We start from the raw sequence: 14,649 nt of genomic DNA on the forward strand, positions 1-14,649 counted from the left end.
CGCCCCGAAAGGCGCGGCATGCTTCGCCGTCAATCGGGACAAGTTCCGAATGACGTCAAAGGATCGATCGCGATTCATCAGACTTCACGTTTACAAAATACTGTCGCCGCCGCGAGGCGACACGCGTACGCTTGACCTTCCCACCGTGACAAGCTTCATGCTGTCGATGCTTGTCAATCGTCAACTCAGGAGAACACGATGGAATTCGAAGTCCAGGACATGACCTGCGGCGGCTGCGCCAACGCGATCACGCGCGCGGTGACGGCCGCCGATCCCGCCGCGAAGCTCGACATCGACGTCGCGGCGAAGATCGTCAAGGTCGAATCGGCGCAAGGCGCCGAGCGCGTGCAGTCGATCATCGAGGCCGCCGGCTTCCACCCCGCGCTGCGCGCCGCATAACGCCGCACACTGCGAACCGCGGGCACGCCGCCGACCGGCGCTGCGCCCGCGGCCGATTGCGCGTCAGCGCAATCGGATCAGCGTCGACTTCAGCTCGGTGTATTTCTCGAGCGCATGCAGCGACTTGTCGCGGCCGTTGCCCGACTGCTTGTAGCCGCCGAACGGGAAGTTCATGTCGCCGCCCTCGTCGTAGCAGTTCACCCAGACGGTGCCCGCACGCAGCCGGCGCGACACGTCGTGCGCGGTCGTCAGGTTCGACGTCCACACGGCTGCGGCCAGCCCGTATTCGGTGTCGTTCGCGATCCGCACGGCCTCGTCGACGTCGTCGAACACGATCACCGACAGCACGGGCCCGAAGATCTCCTCGCGCGCGATCTTCGCATCGGGCTTCACCTCGAACACCGTCGGCTCCACGTAGAAGCCGCCCGTTTCCGCCTTCACGCGCGCACCGCCCGTGACGAGCCGGCCTTCGCTGCGCCCGGCTTCGATATAGCCGAGCACCCGCTCGAGCTGGATGCCGTCGACGATCGCGCCCATCGACACCGACGGGTCGAGCGGATTGCCGGGCACGTACGCGCGCGCGGCCGCGACGAGCTTCTCGATGAACGCGTCCTTGATGTCACGATGCACGAGCAGCCGCGAACCCGCCGTGCACATCTCGCCCATGTTGTAGAAGATCGCGCCGGCAGCCGCCTGCGCCGCGCGGTCGAGATCGGGGCAATCGGGCAGCACGATGTTCGGCGACTTGCCGCCGAGTTCGAGCCACGCGCGCTTCAGGTTCGACTGCGCGGCGTACTGCATGATCAGCTTGCCGACCGCCGTCGAGCCCGTGAACGCGATGCAGTCGACGTCGCGATGCAGCGCAAGCAGCTTGCCCGGCTCGCCCGCGCCCGGCACGACGTTGAACACGCCGGCCGGCATGCCGGCCTCGACCGCGAGCTGCGCGACACGGATCGCGGTCAGCGGCGATTTCTCCGACGGCTTCAGCACGACGCTGTTGCCCGCCGCGAGCGCGGGGCCGAATTTCCACGCGGCCATCAGGATCGGGAAGTTCCACGGCACGACGGCGGCCACCACACCGACCGGCTCGCGCGTGACGAGACCGACGAGATGATGATCGGCCGGCGCAACCTCGCCACCGACCTTGTCGATCGCTTCCGCGAACCATTCGACGCAATACGCGGCGCCCGGCACGTCGACCGTCGTCGTGTCGCCGATCGGCTTGCCGGCGTCGAGCGTTTCGAGCAGCGACAGCTCGTCGAGATGCTCGCGCATCAGCGCGGCCCAGCGCAGCAGCACGGCCTTGCGCGCACGCGGGTTCAGTCCGGCCCACACGCCTGCGTCGAACGCACGGCGCGCGGCAGCAACGGCCGCGTTCACGTCGGCTTCGCCGCAATCCGCGACCTTCACGAGCACGCGGCCGTCGATCGGGCTCACGCAGTCGAACGTCTTGCCGCCGTGCGCGTCGCGCAACGCGCCGTCGATGAATGCGCGCCCTTCGATCTCGAGCGACGCCGCCTTGTCCTGCCAGTCAGCCAAAGTCAACTTGTTCATCAGGATGCCTCAGTTTTTTGGCATTCGCGATGCGGCACGCCGCTGCGCATGACGCGCAGCCGGCCGGCAGCGAATGCAGTGACGCGCGGGGGAAGGTCAGAAGGTCGCCGGCGAATTGGCCGAGACGACCTCGCAGATCAGGTCCGCGCTGGGATTGCGAAAACGGTGCGGCAAACGGCTTTCGAAGTAGTAGCCGTCTCCGGGGTCGAGCAGCCACGTTGCGCCGTCGACGGTCAGCTCGAGCCGCCCCGACACGACGACACCGCCCTCGTGCCCCGCGTGCACGAGCATCTCGGGCCCCGTATCGGCCTGCGGCTGATAGATCTCGCGCAGGATGCACATGTTGCGGTCCTTCATGCTCGCGCCGACCAGGTGAAACGCGAGCGTGTCGTTGCCGAGGTTCGGCATCTCGTCGCGACGCGACACGACCGCGCGCGACTCGATCAGCTCGAACGTGAAGAACTCCGCGAGACTCATCGGGATGCATTCGAGCAGCTTCTTCAGCGAACCGACCGACGGGCTCACGCGGCCCTGTTCGATCAGCGAGATCGTGCCGTTGGTCACGCCGGCCCGCTTCGCGAGTTCGCGCTGCGACAGGCCCTGCTTGTTGCGCACGAAACGCAGGCGCTCGGCGACTTCGGTGGACATCGATTCGGTTTCGGACACGATAAGTGCGATGACAAAGTGAAACGACGCGGTGGACAGCCGTTGAATATTCTAATCACTTTATGCCGCGCATCAGCGGGGAAAACCCTGAAAGGCGTTCGAAATAATGAACAGCCCGTCGAGTATTCCTTTTACGAATCTTTTGTTCGCACTGCTCGGGAAAGCCCTGATGCAGCACCGTTAAAAAACATTTGACGCCGTTTTTGGCTCGTATATGCTGGCTCTCAGGTTAGCGTCATCGAACGTTCATCGGCACCAAAAAACGTTATTGCAACGCAAAAATTGATGCCCATCAATGTAAATAACGCGTAACCGGCACCTTGATTATTTTAAACGCCCAGCGCGTCGAAACGGTCAGGTGTTCAATACTTTCAACAACCCAGTCGAGTGTAATCGTGAGAGTCCGTGGCCCTCTGGTGAGGTGGGATCGAGGCGATGTGCGAAGTTTGCGCAGCGCGTCGTCCGCTTCCGACGACGGCAGTTGCGGCTGGCATAGTCCTCGCCTGCTTCACCTGTCGATCTACACCATCCTGTCCCGTCGTTCCGTTCGGCGTCACAACGCTGTTTCCGCACGCGCATTCGTCGCCGTCGACACCGACGAAGTGGCGTCGCTGCTGCCGTAGCGCCTCTCCTTTCTTTACGTCGTTCGTTTCATCTGCTGATTCGCCAACCGCATTGTCCGTGCGGTGACGGAACGCGTTCGCGCATGCATTGCCGCGTCGCGACTCGCAAAGAAACGAACGACGGCCTGATCGTCGCGCGCAGCGCGGATCGCCACGCCATCCCGTTGCGCCCATTCACCAGCGGCCTTGCATCTCGCGCAAGGCTGCGGGGCTGTTGCACGCCGGCGTTTCGCCACATCCGGCAAGCAGGACGCAACAACCCTCCGGATAACTGATTGACGTCATGGATAGAAGGAAACCCCTCGTCGGCATCACCGCCGACCACACGCAAATCGGCGCACACGCGTCGCATACGGTCGGCGACAAGTACGTCGCCGCGATCGTCGACGGCGCGCAAGCGTTCGCGATGGTGCTGCCCGCGCTCGGCGAGCGCCAGTCGGCCGACGACGTACTCGACACGGTCGACGGCCTGCTGTTTACCGGCAGCTACTCGAACGTCGAGCCGCATCGGTACGGCGGCGAACCGAGCGCACCGGGCACGAAGCACGACCCGGCCCGCGACGCGACCACGCTGCCGCTGCTGCGCGCGGCGATCGCCGCGGGCGTGCCCGTGCTGGCCGTCTGCCGCGGCTTCCAGGAGCTGAACGTCGCCTGCGGCGGCACGCTGCACCAGCGCGTGCACGAAGTGCCGGGCCTCGCCGATCACCGCGAGGACGACGACGCGCCGATGGATACGCAGTACGGCCCCGCGCACGTCGTGCGCCTGACGCCCGGCGGCAAGCTGCACGCGCTCGCCGGCGGCCGCGACGAAGTGCACGTGAACTCGCTGCACAAGCAGGGCATCGCCCAGCTCGGCTCCGGCCTCGCCGTCGAAGCCGTCGCGCCGGACGGGCTGATCGAAGCCGTGAGCGTCGTCGATGCACCGGCCTTCGCCCTCGCCGTGCAGTGGCACCCGGAATGGCGCCATGCGCAGGACCCGCTGTCGAGCGCGATCTTCCGCGCCTTCGGCGATGCCTGCCGCGCCCGCCGCGCTGCCCGAACGCGCGCCATGGCCGCCGCCGCGCTCGCCTGAGCGCCGACCAAACCAACGAGAACAGACATGCAAGACATCGAAGATTTTCTGAAGCAGCACCGGATCACTGAAGTCGAAGCGATCATCCCCGACATGGCCGGCATCGCGCGCGGCAAGATCACGCCGCGCAACAAGTTCACGTCCGGCGAATCGATGCGCCTGCCGCAGGCCGTGATGGTGCAGACCGTCACCGGCGAATATCCGGAAGACGGCTCGCTGACCGGCGTGACCGACCCCGACATGGTATGCGTGCCCGACACGTCGACGATCCGCCTGATCCCGTGGGCCGTCGACCCGACCGCGCAGGTGATCCACGACTGCGTGCACTTCGACGGCTCGCCGGTCGAGATCTCGCCGCGCTACGTGCTGCGCCGCGTGCTCGACCTGTACAAGGCGAAGGGCTGGAAGCCGGTCGTCGCGCCGGAACTCGAGTTCTACCTGGTCGACATGAACAAGGACCCCGACCTGCCGCTGCGCCCGCCGGTCGGCCGCACGGGCCGCCCCGAAACGGGCCGCCAGTCGTATTCGATCGAGGCCGTCAACGAGTTCGACCCGCTGTTCGAGGACATCTACGAGTACTGCGAAGCGCAGAACCTCGACATCGACACGCTGATCCACGAAGTCGGCGCCGCGCAGATGGAGATCAACTTCATGCACGGCGACGCGCTGTCGCTGGCCGACCAGGTGTTCCTGTTCAAGCGCACGGTGCGCGAGGCCGCGCTGCGTCACAACATGTACGCGACGTTCATGGCCAAGCCGATGGAAGACGAACCGGGCTCGGCGATGCACGTGCACCAGAGCATCGTCGACGAGGAAACGGGCCAGAACCTGTTCACGTCGCAGGAAACCGGCGGCGCAACGTCGATGTTCTACAACTACCTCGCGGGGCTGCAGAAGTACACGCCGGCGCTGATGCCGATCTTCGCGCCGTACATCAACTCGTACCGCCGCCTGTCGCGCTTCATGGCCGCGCCGATCAACGTGCAGTGGGGTTACGACAACCGCACGGTCGGCTTCCGCATCCCGCACTCGGGCCCGTCGGCGCGCCGCATCGAAAACCGCATTCCGGGTGTCGACTGCAACCCGTACCTCGCACTCGCCGCGACGCTCGCCGCCGGCTATCTCGGCATGACCCAGCGCCTGGAGCCGACCGAGCCGCTCGTCAGCGACGGCTACGAGCTGCCGTACCAGCTGCCGCGCAACCTCGAGGAAGGGCTGACGCTGATGGCCGCCTGCGAGCCGCTCGGCGAGATCCTCGGCCACAAGTTCCTGAAGGCGTATTTCGCGCTGAAGGAAACCGAATACGAAGCGTTCTTCCGCGTGATCAGCTCGTGGGAACGCCGCCATCTGCTGCTGCACGTCTGAGCGTGCACCCGACCGAATACGGAATCACGGAGGAAACATGACGTACCGCAACGAATCAGCCTGGGTCCAGCCGGCCGCACCGAGCGCCACGGCCGCCGCACCGCGCGCAACGCAGGCACGCACGACCGCCGAATACCGCGCGCTCGACGCCGCGCACCACATCCACCCGTTCTCGGACATGGGCGCGCTGAACCGTGCAGGCAGCCGCGTGATCGTGAAGGCCGACGGCGTCTACCTGTGGGACTCGGACGGCAACAAGGTGATCGACGGGATGGCCGGCCTCTGGTGCGTGAACGTCGGCTACGGCCGCAAGGAACTCGCCGACGCCGCGTATCGCCAGATCCAGGAACTGCCGTTCTACAACACGTTCTTCAAGACCACGCACCCGCCGGTGATCGAACTCTCCGCGATGCTCGCGGAAGTGACGCCCGCCGGCTTCAACCACTTCTTCTACTGCAACAGCGGCTCGGAAGGCAACGACACCGTGCTGCGCCTCGTGCATCAGTACTGGCGCGTGCAGGGCCAGCCGCAGAAGAAGTATGTGATCTCGCGCAAGAACGGCTATCACGGCTCGACGATCGCCGGCGGCACGCTCGGCGGGATGGGCTACATGCACGAGCAGATGCCGTCGAAGGTCGAGAACATCGTGCACATCGACCAGCCGTATTTCTTCGGCGAAGCGGCGGCCAGCGAAACGCCGGAAGCGTTCGGCCTGGCGCGCGCCCAGCAGCTCGAAGCGAAGATCCTCGAGCTCGGCGCGGAGAACGTCGCGGCGTTCATCGGCGAGCCGTTCCAGGGCGCGGGCGGCGTGATCTTCCCGCCGTCGACGTACTGGCCGGAAATCCAGCGCATCTGCCGCAAGTACGACATCCTGCTGGTGGCCGACGAAGTGATCGGCGGCTTCGGCCGCACCGGCGAATGGTTCGCACACCAGCACTTCGGTTTCGAACCCGATCTCATCACGATGGCCAAGGGCCTCACGTCGGGTTATGTGCCGATGGGTGCCGTCGGCATTCACGAGCGCGTGGCGCGGCCGATCATCGACAACGGCGAATTCAACCACGGCCTCACGTACTCGGGCCACCCGGTCGCGGCGGCCGTCGCGGTCGCGAACCTGAAGCTGCTGCGCGACGAAGGGATCGTCGAGCGCGTGAAGAACGACACGGGCCCGTACTTCCAGGCGCTGATGCGCGAAACCTTCGCACGTCACCCGATCGTCGGCGAGGTGCACGGCCACGGCCTCGTCGCGAGCCTGCAGCTCGCCGAATCGCCGGCCGAACGCCGCCGCTTCGCGAACGGCGGCGACGTCGGCACGATCTGCCGCGACTTCTGCTTCAACGGCAACCTGATCATGCGCGCGACCGGCGACCGGATGCTGCTGTCGCCGCCGCTCGTGATCTCGCGCCAGGAAATCGATGAACTCGTATCGAAGGCGAAAAAAGCAGTCGATGCAACCGCCCAGCAACTGGGTATTTCGTAACGGTTTTTGCCTACAGGCGTGCGGCGGGCGCTGCACGCCGCCATAACCCAAGGGAATTCCACCATGCGTGCCTGCATTCTTCGCCAAGCCTGTTCCGTTGCCGCCCTTGCCGCCGCGGCTGCGTTCACGTCGGTCGCCAGCCCGACGGCACACGCGGCCGACGAGCTGAACGTCTACAACTGGTCCGACTACATCGCACCCGACACGATCCCGAACTTCCAGAAACAGACGGGTATCCACGTCAAGTACGACAACTACGACAGCGACGACACGCTTCAGGCGAAGCTGCTGGCCGGCAGTTCGGGCTACGACATCGTCGTGCCGACGTCGAACTACATGGCCAAGCAGATCCAGGCCGGCGTGTACCAGAAGCTCGACAAGTCGAAGCTGCCGAACCTCGCGAACCTCGACCCGCTGCTGATGAAGATGATCTCGGACGCCGATCCGGGCAACCAGTACGGCGTGCCCTGGGCCTACGGCACGGACGGCATCGGCTACAACGCGCAGGCGGTGAAGAAGGCACTCGGCGACAAGGCGCCGGTCGACAGCTGGGCGCTCGTGTTCGACCCGGCCAACATGGAAAAGCTGAAGGGCTGCGGCGTGTCGTTCCTCGACCAGGCCGTCGACGTGTTCGCCGCCACGCTGCAATACATGGGCAAGGATCCGAACAGCAAGAATCCCGGCGATTACCAGGCTGCGTTCGAAGTCCTGAAGAAAGTCCGCCCGTACATCACCCAGTTCAACTCGTCCGGCTACATCAACGACCTCGCGAACAACGACGTGTGCGTCGCGCTCGGCTGGTCGGGCGACGTCGGCATCGCGCACCGCCGTTCGTCGGAAGCGAAACGTTCGTACGACATCAAGTTCTCGAACCCGAAGGAAGGCGGCCTGCTGTGGTTCGACGTGATGGTGATCCCGAAGGATGCGCCGCACCCCGAGGCCGCGCTGAAGTGGATCAACTACGTGTCCGATCCGAAGGTCAACGCGGCGATCACCAACACGGTGTTCTACCCGACCGCGAACAAGGCCGCGCACCAGTTCGTCACGCCGGCCGTCGCACAGGACCCGACCGTCTACCCGCCTGAAGACGTGCTGAAGAAGATGGTGCTGATGAAGCCGATGCCGGCCGACATCCTGCGCCTCGAGAACCGTCTGTGGGCCCAGCTGAAGACCGGCCACTGATCGCCTGAATTCCGGCGGGCAGGCGCCTCTTGTCGCCTGCCCGCCTGAGATCCGCGGACCTCCGTCCGCCCGCGCGCGCCGCGCGCACTGTTCCATCCGGCGCGAGCCGTCGTCCGCGAGTCGCGCCATGCGTCTCGCGCGGAGACCCTCACGCCTGCAATCCGTGAAGAACGAATGGTGAATCCCATGCAATCGATACCCTCTTCCGCTGCTGCACGACAGACCCAACCGGCCCCCGCGGCCCGCACGCAAAACGACGCCTTCGTGCGCATCGAGAACGTCGTGAAGAAATTCGGCGACAGCACCGCTGTCGACAACGTGAACCTGACGATCGCGAAGAACGAGCTGTTCGCGCTGCTCGGCAGCTCGGGCTGCGGCAAGTCGACGTTGCTGCGCATGCTCGCCGGGCTCGAGACGGCCACCTCCGGCAAGATCTTCGTCGACGGTGAAGACCTTGCGTCGCTGCCGCCGTACCGCCGCCCGGTGAACATGATGTTCCAGTCGTACGCGCTGTTCCCGCACATGACGGTCGAATCGAACGTCGCGTTCGGCCTGAAGCAGGAAGGCACGCCCAAGAACGAGATCAAGGAGCGCGTGGCCGATGCGCTCGCCCTCGTGCAGATGAGCAAGTACGCGCAGCGCAAGCCGCACCAGCTCTCCGGCGGCCAGCAGCAGCGTGTCGCGCTCGCCCGCTCGCTGGTCAAGCGGCCGAAGCTGCTCTTGCTCGACGAGCCGATGTCCGCCCTCGACAAGAAGATCCGCCAGAAGACCCAGCTCGAACTCGTGAACATCATCGAGAAGGTCGACGTGACCTGCGTGATGGTCACGCACGACCAGGAAGAAGCGATGACGATGGCCAGCCGCCTCGCGGTGATGAGCGAAGGCAAGATCGTCCAGATCGGTGCGCCGGGCGAGGTGTACGAATTCCCGAACAGCCGCTTCTCGGCGGAATTCATCGGTTCGACCAACCTGTTCGAAGGGCGCGTGGTCGAAGACGAACCCGATCACATCTTCGTCGAGAGCGACGACCTCGAGGCGCGCATGTACGTGAGCCACGGCGTCACGGGCCCGCTCGGCATGCCGGTGGGCATCTCGGTGCGCCCGGAGCGCATTCACGTGTCGCGCGAGAAGCCGGGCTCGAAACACAACTGGGCACGCGGCGTCGTGACCGACATCGCGTACATGGGCAGCTACTCGCTGTACCACGTGCGCCTGCCGAGCGGCAAGACGGTGGTGTCGAACCTGTCGAGCTCGCACCTGATGAACGACAACGCACCGGCGTGGAACGACGACGTGTTCGTGTCGTGGTCGCCGGCCAGCGGCGTCGTGCTGACGCAGTGAGGACGCCGCGATGAGAACCTCCGCCTCCAATCCGTCCGCGCCGGTGTCGACCGGCGCCGCGAGCGCCGGCGCCGGCCGCGCCCGCCCGGGCCGCTTCGACTTTCTGTCGCGCTTCCTGCCGTCGGGCCGCAGCGTCGCGATCGGCGTGCCGTTCGTGTGGCTTGCCGTGTTCTTCGCGCTGCCGTTCGTGCTGGTGCTGAAGATCAGCTTCGCCGACCAGGTGATGGGCATCCCGCCGTACACGTCGCTCGTCGAGATGAAGGACGGCGTCGTGCACTTCGCGCTGCAGCTGTCGCACTACGCGTTCCTGCTGCAGGACGACCTGTACATCGCGACCTACCTCAGCTCGCTGAAGATGGCCGCCGTGTCGACGGTGCTGTGCCTGCTGATCGGGTACCCGATGGCGTACTACATCGCGCGTTCGGAGCCGAACCGCCGCAACGTGCTGATGATGGCCGTGATGCTGCCGTTCTGGACGTCGTTCCTGATCCGCGTGTACGCATGGATCGGCATCCTGAAGGATGACGGGCTGCTGAACCACACGCTGATCGCGCTGGGCATCATCCACACGCCGCTGCGCCTCTATCACAGCGACGCGGGCGTCTACATCGGGATGGTCTATTCGTACCTGCCGTTCATGGTGATGCCGCTGTACGCGCACCTCGTGAAGATGGACCTGACGCTGCTCGAAGCCGCGTACGACCTCGGCGCGAAGCCGTGGGTCGCGTTCACGCGGATCACGCTGCCGCTGTCGAAGAACGGGATCATCGCCGGCAGCCTGCTGGTGTTCATCCCGGCGGTGGGCGAGTACGTGATTCCGGAGCTGCTCGGCGGCGCCGACACGCTGATGATCGGCCGCGTGATGTGGGATGAATTCTTCAACAACATGGACTGGCCGATGGCGTCCGCGGTGACGGTCGCGATGGTGATGCTGCTGCTGGTGCCGATGGCGCTGTTCCAGTACTACCAGGTCAAGGAACTGGAGGATGCGAAATGATCAAGCCGAGCAAACCGCTGTCGACGGGCGTCCTCGCCTTCGGCTTCCTGTTCCTGTACATCCCGATCATCAGCCTGGTCGTGTACTCGTTCAACGAGTCGAAGCTGGTGACGGTGTGGTCGGGCTTCTCGCTGAAGTGGTACTCGGCGCTGCTGGACGACGACGAGCTGCTGACCGCCGCGTGGCTGTCGCTGAAGATCGGCCTGCTGACGGCTACCGCGTCGGTCGTGATCGGCACGTGGGCGGGCTTCGTGCTCGCGCGCTTCGGCCGCTTCAAGGGCTTCACGCTGTACACGGGGATGATCAACGCGCCGCTGGTGATTCCGGAAGTGATCCAGGGCATCTCGCTGCTGTTGCTGTTCGTTGCGCTGGAGCAGATGTTCGGCTGGCCGAAGGGGCGCGGGATGGTGACGATCTGGATCGGCCACGTGATGCTGTGCGTGTCGTACGTGGCGATCATCGTGCAGTCGCGCGTGAAGGAGATGAACAAGTCGCTGGAAGAGGCGGCGCTGGATCTGGGCGCGACGCCGCTGAAGGTGTTCTTCGTGGTGACGCTGCCGCTGATCTCGCAGGCGCTGCTGTCGGGGTGGCTGCTGTCGTTCACGCTGTCGATCGACGACCTGGTGCTGTCGGCGTTCCTGTCGGGGCCGGGCTCGACGACGCTGCCGCTGGTGGTGTTCTCGCGCGTGCGGCTGGGGCTGAACCCGGAGATGAACGCACTGGCGACGCTGTTCATCACGGCGGTGACGATCGGCGTGATCGTCGTGAACCGGATGATGATCGCGCGCGAACGGCGCCGCATCGCCGACATGAAGGCGGCGTTCGCGGTGGCGTGACGGCAGGCCTCCTGCTTCAACGATAACAAGCATTGCAGACAAGCAAGACGCGCCGCTCCAGGGGGGCGCGCGATTCGATTCCGATTTGACAGGCGCACGACAAGGAGAATCCGCAATGAAGAAGAAACTGATCTGCCTGCTGGTGGCCGGCGCGTTACCGGGCATCGCGCTGGCCGACTCGACATCCGCCGAGATCAAGGCGCTGCAGGCGCAGGTAGCGGCGCTGCAGAAACAGATGAAGGCGATGCAGGCGCAACTGTCGGCGAAGGGCGGCACCGCGACCGCCCAGGCCGGCACGAAGGCAGCGGCTGGCGCCGCGCCGGCCGCCGTGGCCGTCGACCCGGGCTCGCCTGACTACGGCAAGGCGCAGGCCACGCTGACCAACGACGAGGTCGGCGAAATGAAGCAACAGATCGCGAACCAGCAGCTGAAGGTCGACTCGCTGACGGACGCGGCCAACACGGGCCCGCTCGCCGGCCTGTCGGTCACCGGTTACATCGACCCGACCTACATCTACAACCGCGCGGCCGGCACGTCGTCGTTCCTGTTCGCGAACCACGAGAGCGCGTACAACTACTTCAACAGCACGTTCGGCGACCTCTACCTCGACATCAAGAAGACGTTCGGCGTCGGCCCGATGGCGCCGTCGGCCGAGATCACGCTGATGCCGAACCGCGGCAACGGCATCACGCTGCTGCAGAACTCGCGCGGCAACATCGGCAACAACATCCTGAACACGGCGGTCGTCAACGTGCCGATCTCCGCGACGACGACGCTCGTCGCCGGTTTGATCCCCAGCTTCGGCGGCTACGAGGTGCAGCAGTCGAACCAGATGCTCACGCTCACGCACAACCTGCTGTACGATTTCTCCGATCCGGGCAGCTACATCGGTGCCGGTGCGAACTACACGAAGGGCAACTGGGCGTGGAAGTTCTTCCTCGGCAACGAGCAGTACCGCACCTACGGTTCGGTCACGCAGACGGGCACCAATGCACTCGGCGACCCGATCAGCACCAGCAACAAGGTGCCGACCTTCACCGCGCGCGCAGACTACACGTGGTCGAGCGCGCTCGACATCGGCGGTTCGTTCAACATCGGCCGCCAGACGCTCGCGAGCGCGATCGATTCGAACGGCGTCGTCCATTACGGCCCGGGCGGCGCGGCACCGAGCGGCTACGGTTCGTTCTTCTTCGGCGAACTCGATGCGACCTACACGCTCGCCGACATTCAGTACAACGCGGAAGTCGACTACGGCCGTCAGCAGCATGCGGCGTTCAACGGCGGGCTCGCGCAGTGGTACGGGCTGTCGCTGCTCGCGCACCGCAAGTTCAACGCGCCGGTGGTCGGCCGCATGGGCGTGACGCTGCGCTACGACCTGCTCGCGAACTCGAAGAACGGCGGCGGCGGTGGCGGCATCGCGCTGAACGGCAACGGAATGGACCCGAGCAACGGCTTCGGCGTCGACGCGGATTGCCTCGCGCAGTCGAAGGCCGGCGGCGGCCTGGGCTTCGAGTGCAAGGGCGCGGTGCGCCAGGACGTCGCGCTCGACCTGCTGTTCTATCCGACCCAGCAGATCACCGTGAAGGTCGAATATCGCCACGACTGGGCGAACAACAAGGTGTTCCTGCGCAACGACGGGTCGTACGGCAAGTCCAACGACCTGCTCGCGACGCAGTTCATCTATTCGTTCTGACGCAGCCCGCGCGGGACGCCGTGCCGCGTGCACGGCGTCCCGCGCCGTTTTTACCGGCCGGATGACGGTGCGCGACGCGCCGCCGCCGGCTGCAACGAGGGAGTCGGATTCATGACGCAGTCTTTCACCCGCCGCGCCGATGCGCTCGCGCGCGACTCGTACTACGAAGCGACGGCCGTGCGCCCCGCCGTGGACGATCCCGCGCTCGACGGGACGATCGACGTCGACGTCTGCGTGATCGGCGCCGGCTTCGCGGGCCTGTCGACGGCGCTCGACTGCCGTGCTCGCGGCCTGTCCGTCGCGGTAATCGACGCGCACCGGCCCGGCTGGGGCGCGTCGGGCCGCAACGGCGGCCAGGCGATCACCGGCTTCGCGAAGGACGAGGAGATCGAGCGGCAGCTCGGCGCCGACGGCGCGCGCGCCGCGTGGTCGCTGTCGCTCGACGGTGTCGCGCTGATCGCCGAGCGGATCGCGCGCTACGGGATCGACTGCGACTTCACGCGCGGCTACCTGACGGTCGCGACGAAGCCGCGTCGCATCGACGACCTGCACGCATGGATGGACGCCGCAACCCGGCGCTGGGGCCATCCGTCATTGTCGTGGCTCGACACCGGCGAGATTCGCGCACGCATCGCGTCGACGCGCTATCTCGCGGGCGTCTACGATCCGCTGTCGGGCCACCTGCATCCGCTCAAGTACTGCCTTGGCCTCGCCGATGCCGCGCGCCGCGAAGGCGTCGCGCTGTATGCGCATACGCCCGCGCTCGACGTCGTGCGCGGCGAGCGGCCCGTCGTGCGCACGCCGTCGGGCGACGTGCGCTGCCGGTTCGTCGTGTCGTGCTGCAACGCGGGCCCCGGCGGCGTGCTGCCGGCCGCGACGGCCGCGCGCATTGCGCCGATCGCGTCGTACATCATCGCGACCGAGCCGCTCGGCCAGGCGCGCGCCGATGCGCTGATCGCCCGGCGCGAAGCCGTGTGCGACAACAACTTCTTCCTCGACTATTTTCGGCTGTCGGCCGACCACCGGATGCTGTTCGGCGGCCGCGCGAATTCGGCCGGCGCTTCGCCCGCCACGCTCGCCGAAACGATCCGGCGCCGCATGGCCGGCGTGTTCCCGCAGCTCGGCGACGTGCGCGTCGACCATGCGTGGGGCGGCTTCGTCGACGTCACCCGCAACCGCGCGCCGGATTTCGGCGCGCTCGATCCGAACTTCTTCTACGTTCAGGGCTTCAGCGGCCACGGCGTCGCACTCACCGGCATCGCCGGGCGCGCGGTTGCCGGCGCGATCGCGGGCGACACGCGCGCGTTCGACCTGTTCGCCCGCATGCGCCACCGGCGCTTCCCCGGCGGCGACGCCTGGCGGCAACCCGCGCTCGAACTCGGGATGCTGTACCACCGCGTGCGCGAGCTGTTCTGAGCCCACTTCATCCGTTCTCCTGACC

The 14,649-nt window shown here is 66.0% G+C and carries 13 protein-coding genes; 11 read left to right on the plus strand and 2 right to left on the minus strand.

Going from position 1 to position 14,649, the window contains the following annotated elements:
- The first annotated feature begins 198 nt into the window (after positions 1-198).
- On the plus strand, positions 199-399 hold the full coding sequence (locus tag LXE91_RS03985) for a heavy-metal-associated domain-containing protein (protein WP_011353438.1): 201 nt from the start codon (positions 199-201) through the stop codon (positions 397-399).
- A 63-nt stretch (positions 400-462) separates the two neighbouring features.
- On the opposite strand, the gene LXE91_RS03990 is transcribed toward LXE91_RS03985, so the two are convergent.
- Both LXE91_RS03990 and LXE91_RS03995 read right to left on the minus strand, forming a co-directional pair.
- Positions 463-1,953: an aldehyde dehydrogenase gene (locus tag LXE91_RS03990; protein WP_039355341.1), complete on the minus strand. Its 1,491-nt coding sequence runs from the start codon at positions 1,951-1,953 to the stop codon at positions 463-465.
- A gap of 96 nt (positions 1,954-2,049) precedes the next feature.
- On the minus strand, positions 2,050-2,601 hold the full coding sequence (locus LXE91_RS03995) for a cupin domain-containing protein (protein WP_039355404.1): 552 nt from the start codon (positions 2,599-2,601) through the stop codon (positions 2,050-2,052).
- A 455-nt stretch (positions 2,602-3,056) separates the two neighbouring features.
- Between LXE91_RS03995 and LXE91_RS04000 the strand changes: the two genes are divergently transcribed.
- From LXE91_RS04000 to LXE91_RS04045, 10 genes are all read left to right on the plus strand, one after another.
- Complete coding sequence (locus LXE91_RS04000) at positions 3,057-3,242, plus strand: hypothetical protein (RefSeq protein ID WP_039355339.1); 186 nt, start codon at positions 3,057-3,059, stop codon at positions 3,240-3,242.
- A gap of 283 nt (positions 3,243-3,525) precedes the next feature.
- Positions 3,526-4,314 (plus strand): gamma-glutamyl-gamma-aminobutyrate hydrolase family protein, encoded by a 789-nt coding sequence (locus LXE91_RS04005; RefSeq protein ID WP_039355337.1) that lies wholly within the window; start codon positions 3,526-3,528, stop codon positions 4,312-4,314.
- 27 nt (positions 4,315-4,341) lie between these two features.
- Positions 4,342-5,679: a glutamine synthetase family protein gene (locus tag LXE91_RS04010; protein ID WP_039355335.1), complete on the plus strand. Its 1,338-nt coding sequence runs from the start codon at positions 4,342-4,344 to the stop codon at positions 5,677-5,679.
- A 37-nt stretch (positions 5,680-5,716) separates the two neighbouring features.
- Complete coding sequence (locus tag LXE91_RS04015) at positions 5,717-7,159, plus strand: aspartate aminotransferase family protein (protein ID WP_046196290.1); 1,443 nt, start codon at positions 5,717-5,719, stop codon at positions 7,157-7,159.
- Between the two features lie 63 nt (positions 7,160-7,222).
- Positions 7,223-8,341: a polyamine ABC transporter substrate-binding protein gene (locus LXE91_RS04020; protein WP_039355331.1), complete on the plus strand. Its 1,119-nt coding sequence runs from the start codon at positions 7,223-7,225 to the stop codon at positions 8,339-8,341.
- A gap of 186 nt (positions 8,342-8,527) precedes the next feature.
- Positions 8,528-9,682, plus strand: a complete 1,155-nt coding sequence (locus tag LXE91_RS04025) for an ABC transporter ATP-binding protein (RefSeq protein ID WP_039355329.1) — start codon at positions 8,528-8,530, stop codon at positions 9,680-9,682.
- A gap of 10 nt (positions 9,683-9,692) precedes the next feature.
- Complete coding sequence (locus tag LXE91_RS04030) at positions 9,693-10,679, plus strand: ABC transporter permease subunit (RefSeq protein ID WP_039369110.1); 987 nt, start codon at positions 9,693-9,695, stop codon at positions 10,677-10,679.
- Entirely contained in the window at positions 10,676-11,515 is an 840-nt protein-coding gene (locus LXE91_RS04035; RefSeq protein ID WP_011353448.1) for an ABC transporter permease subunit, read from the plus strand. Before LXE91_RS04030 ends, LXE91_RS04035 begins: the two co-directional genes overlap by 4 nt.
- A 115-nt stretch (positions 11,516-11,630) precedes the next feature.
- On the plus strand, positions 11,631-13,208 hold the full coding sequence (locus LXE91_RS04040) for a DUF3138 family protein (RefSeq protein ID WP_039369115.1): 1,578 nt from the start codon (positions 11,631-11,633) through the stop codon (positions 13,206-13,208).
- Positions 13,209-13,319: 111 nt separating this feature from the next.
- Entirely contained in the window at positions 13,320-14,624 is a 1,305-nt protein-coding gene (locus LXE91_RS04045) for an NAD(P)/FAD-dependent oxidoreductase (RefSeq protein ID WP_039369118.1), read from the plus strand.
- Positions 14,625-14,649 lie beyond the last annotated feature (25 nt).

Origin of the sequence: Burkholderia contaminans (genome assembly GCF_029633825.1) — a bacterium.
GTDB lineage: Bacteria > Pseudomonadota > Gammaproteobacteria > Burkholderiales > Burkholderiaceae > Burkholderia > Burkholderia contaminans.

Bases quoted from the DNA above. Each gene is read 5' to 3' on its own strand.
- LXE91_RS04005 (WP_039355337.1), top strand. From the start codon at position 3,526: ATGGATAGAAGGAAACCCCTCGTCGGCATCACCGCCGACCACACGCAA.
- LXE91_RS03995 (WP_039355404.1), bottom strand. From the start codon at position 2,601: ATGTCCACCGAAGTCGCCGAGCGCCTGCGTTTCGTGCGCAACAAGCAG.
- LXE91_RS03990 (WP_039355341.1), bottom strand. From the start codon at position 1,953: ATGAACAAGTTGACTTTGGCTGACTGGCAGGACAAGGCGGCGTCGCTC.
- LXE91_RS04010 (WP_039355335.1), top strand. From the start codon at position 4,342: ATGCAAGACATCGAAGATTTTCTGAAGCAGCACCGGATCACTGAAGTC.
- LXE91_RS04035 (WP_011353448.1), top strand. From the start codon at position 10,676: ATGATCAAGCCGAGCAAACCGCTGTCGACGGGCGTCCTCGCCTTCGGC.
- LXE91_RS04020 (WP_039355331.1), top strand. From the start codon at position 7,223: ATGCGTGCCTGCATTCTTCGCCAAGCCTGTTCCGTTGCCGCCCTTGCC.
- LXE91_RS04025 (WP_039355329.1), top strand. From the start codon at position 8,528: ATGCAATCGATACCCTCTTCCGCTGCTGCACGACAGACCCAACCGGCC.
- LXE91_RS04030 (WP_039369110.1), top strand. From the start codon at position 9,693: ATGAGAACCTCCGCCTCCAATCCGTCCGCGCCGGTGTCGACCGGCGCC.
- LXE91_RS04045 (WP_039369118.1), top strand. From the start codon at position 13,320: ATGACGCAGTCTTTCACCCGCCGCGCCGATGCGCTCGCGCGCGACTCG.
- LXE91_RS03985 (WP_011353438.1), top strand. From the start codon at position 199: ATGGAATTCGAAGTCCAGGACATGACCTGCGGCGGCTGCGCCAACGCG.
- LXE91_RS04015 (WP_046196290.1), top strand. From the start codon at position 5,717: ATGACGTACCGCAACGAATCAGCCTGGGTCCAGCCGGCCGCACCGAGC.
- LXE91_RS04040 (WP_039369115.1), top strand. From the start codon at position 11,631: ATGAAGAAGAAACTGATCTGCCTGCTGGTGGCCGGCGCGTTACCGGGC.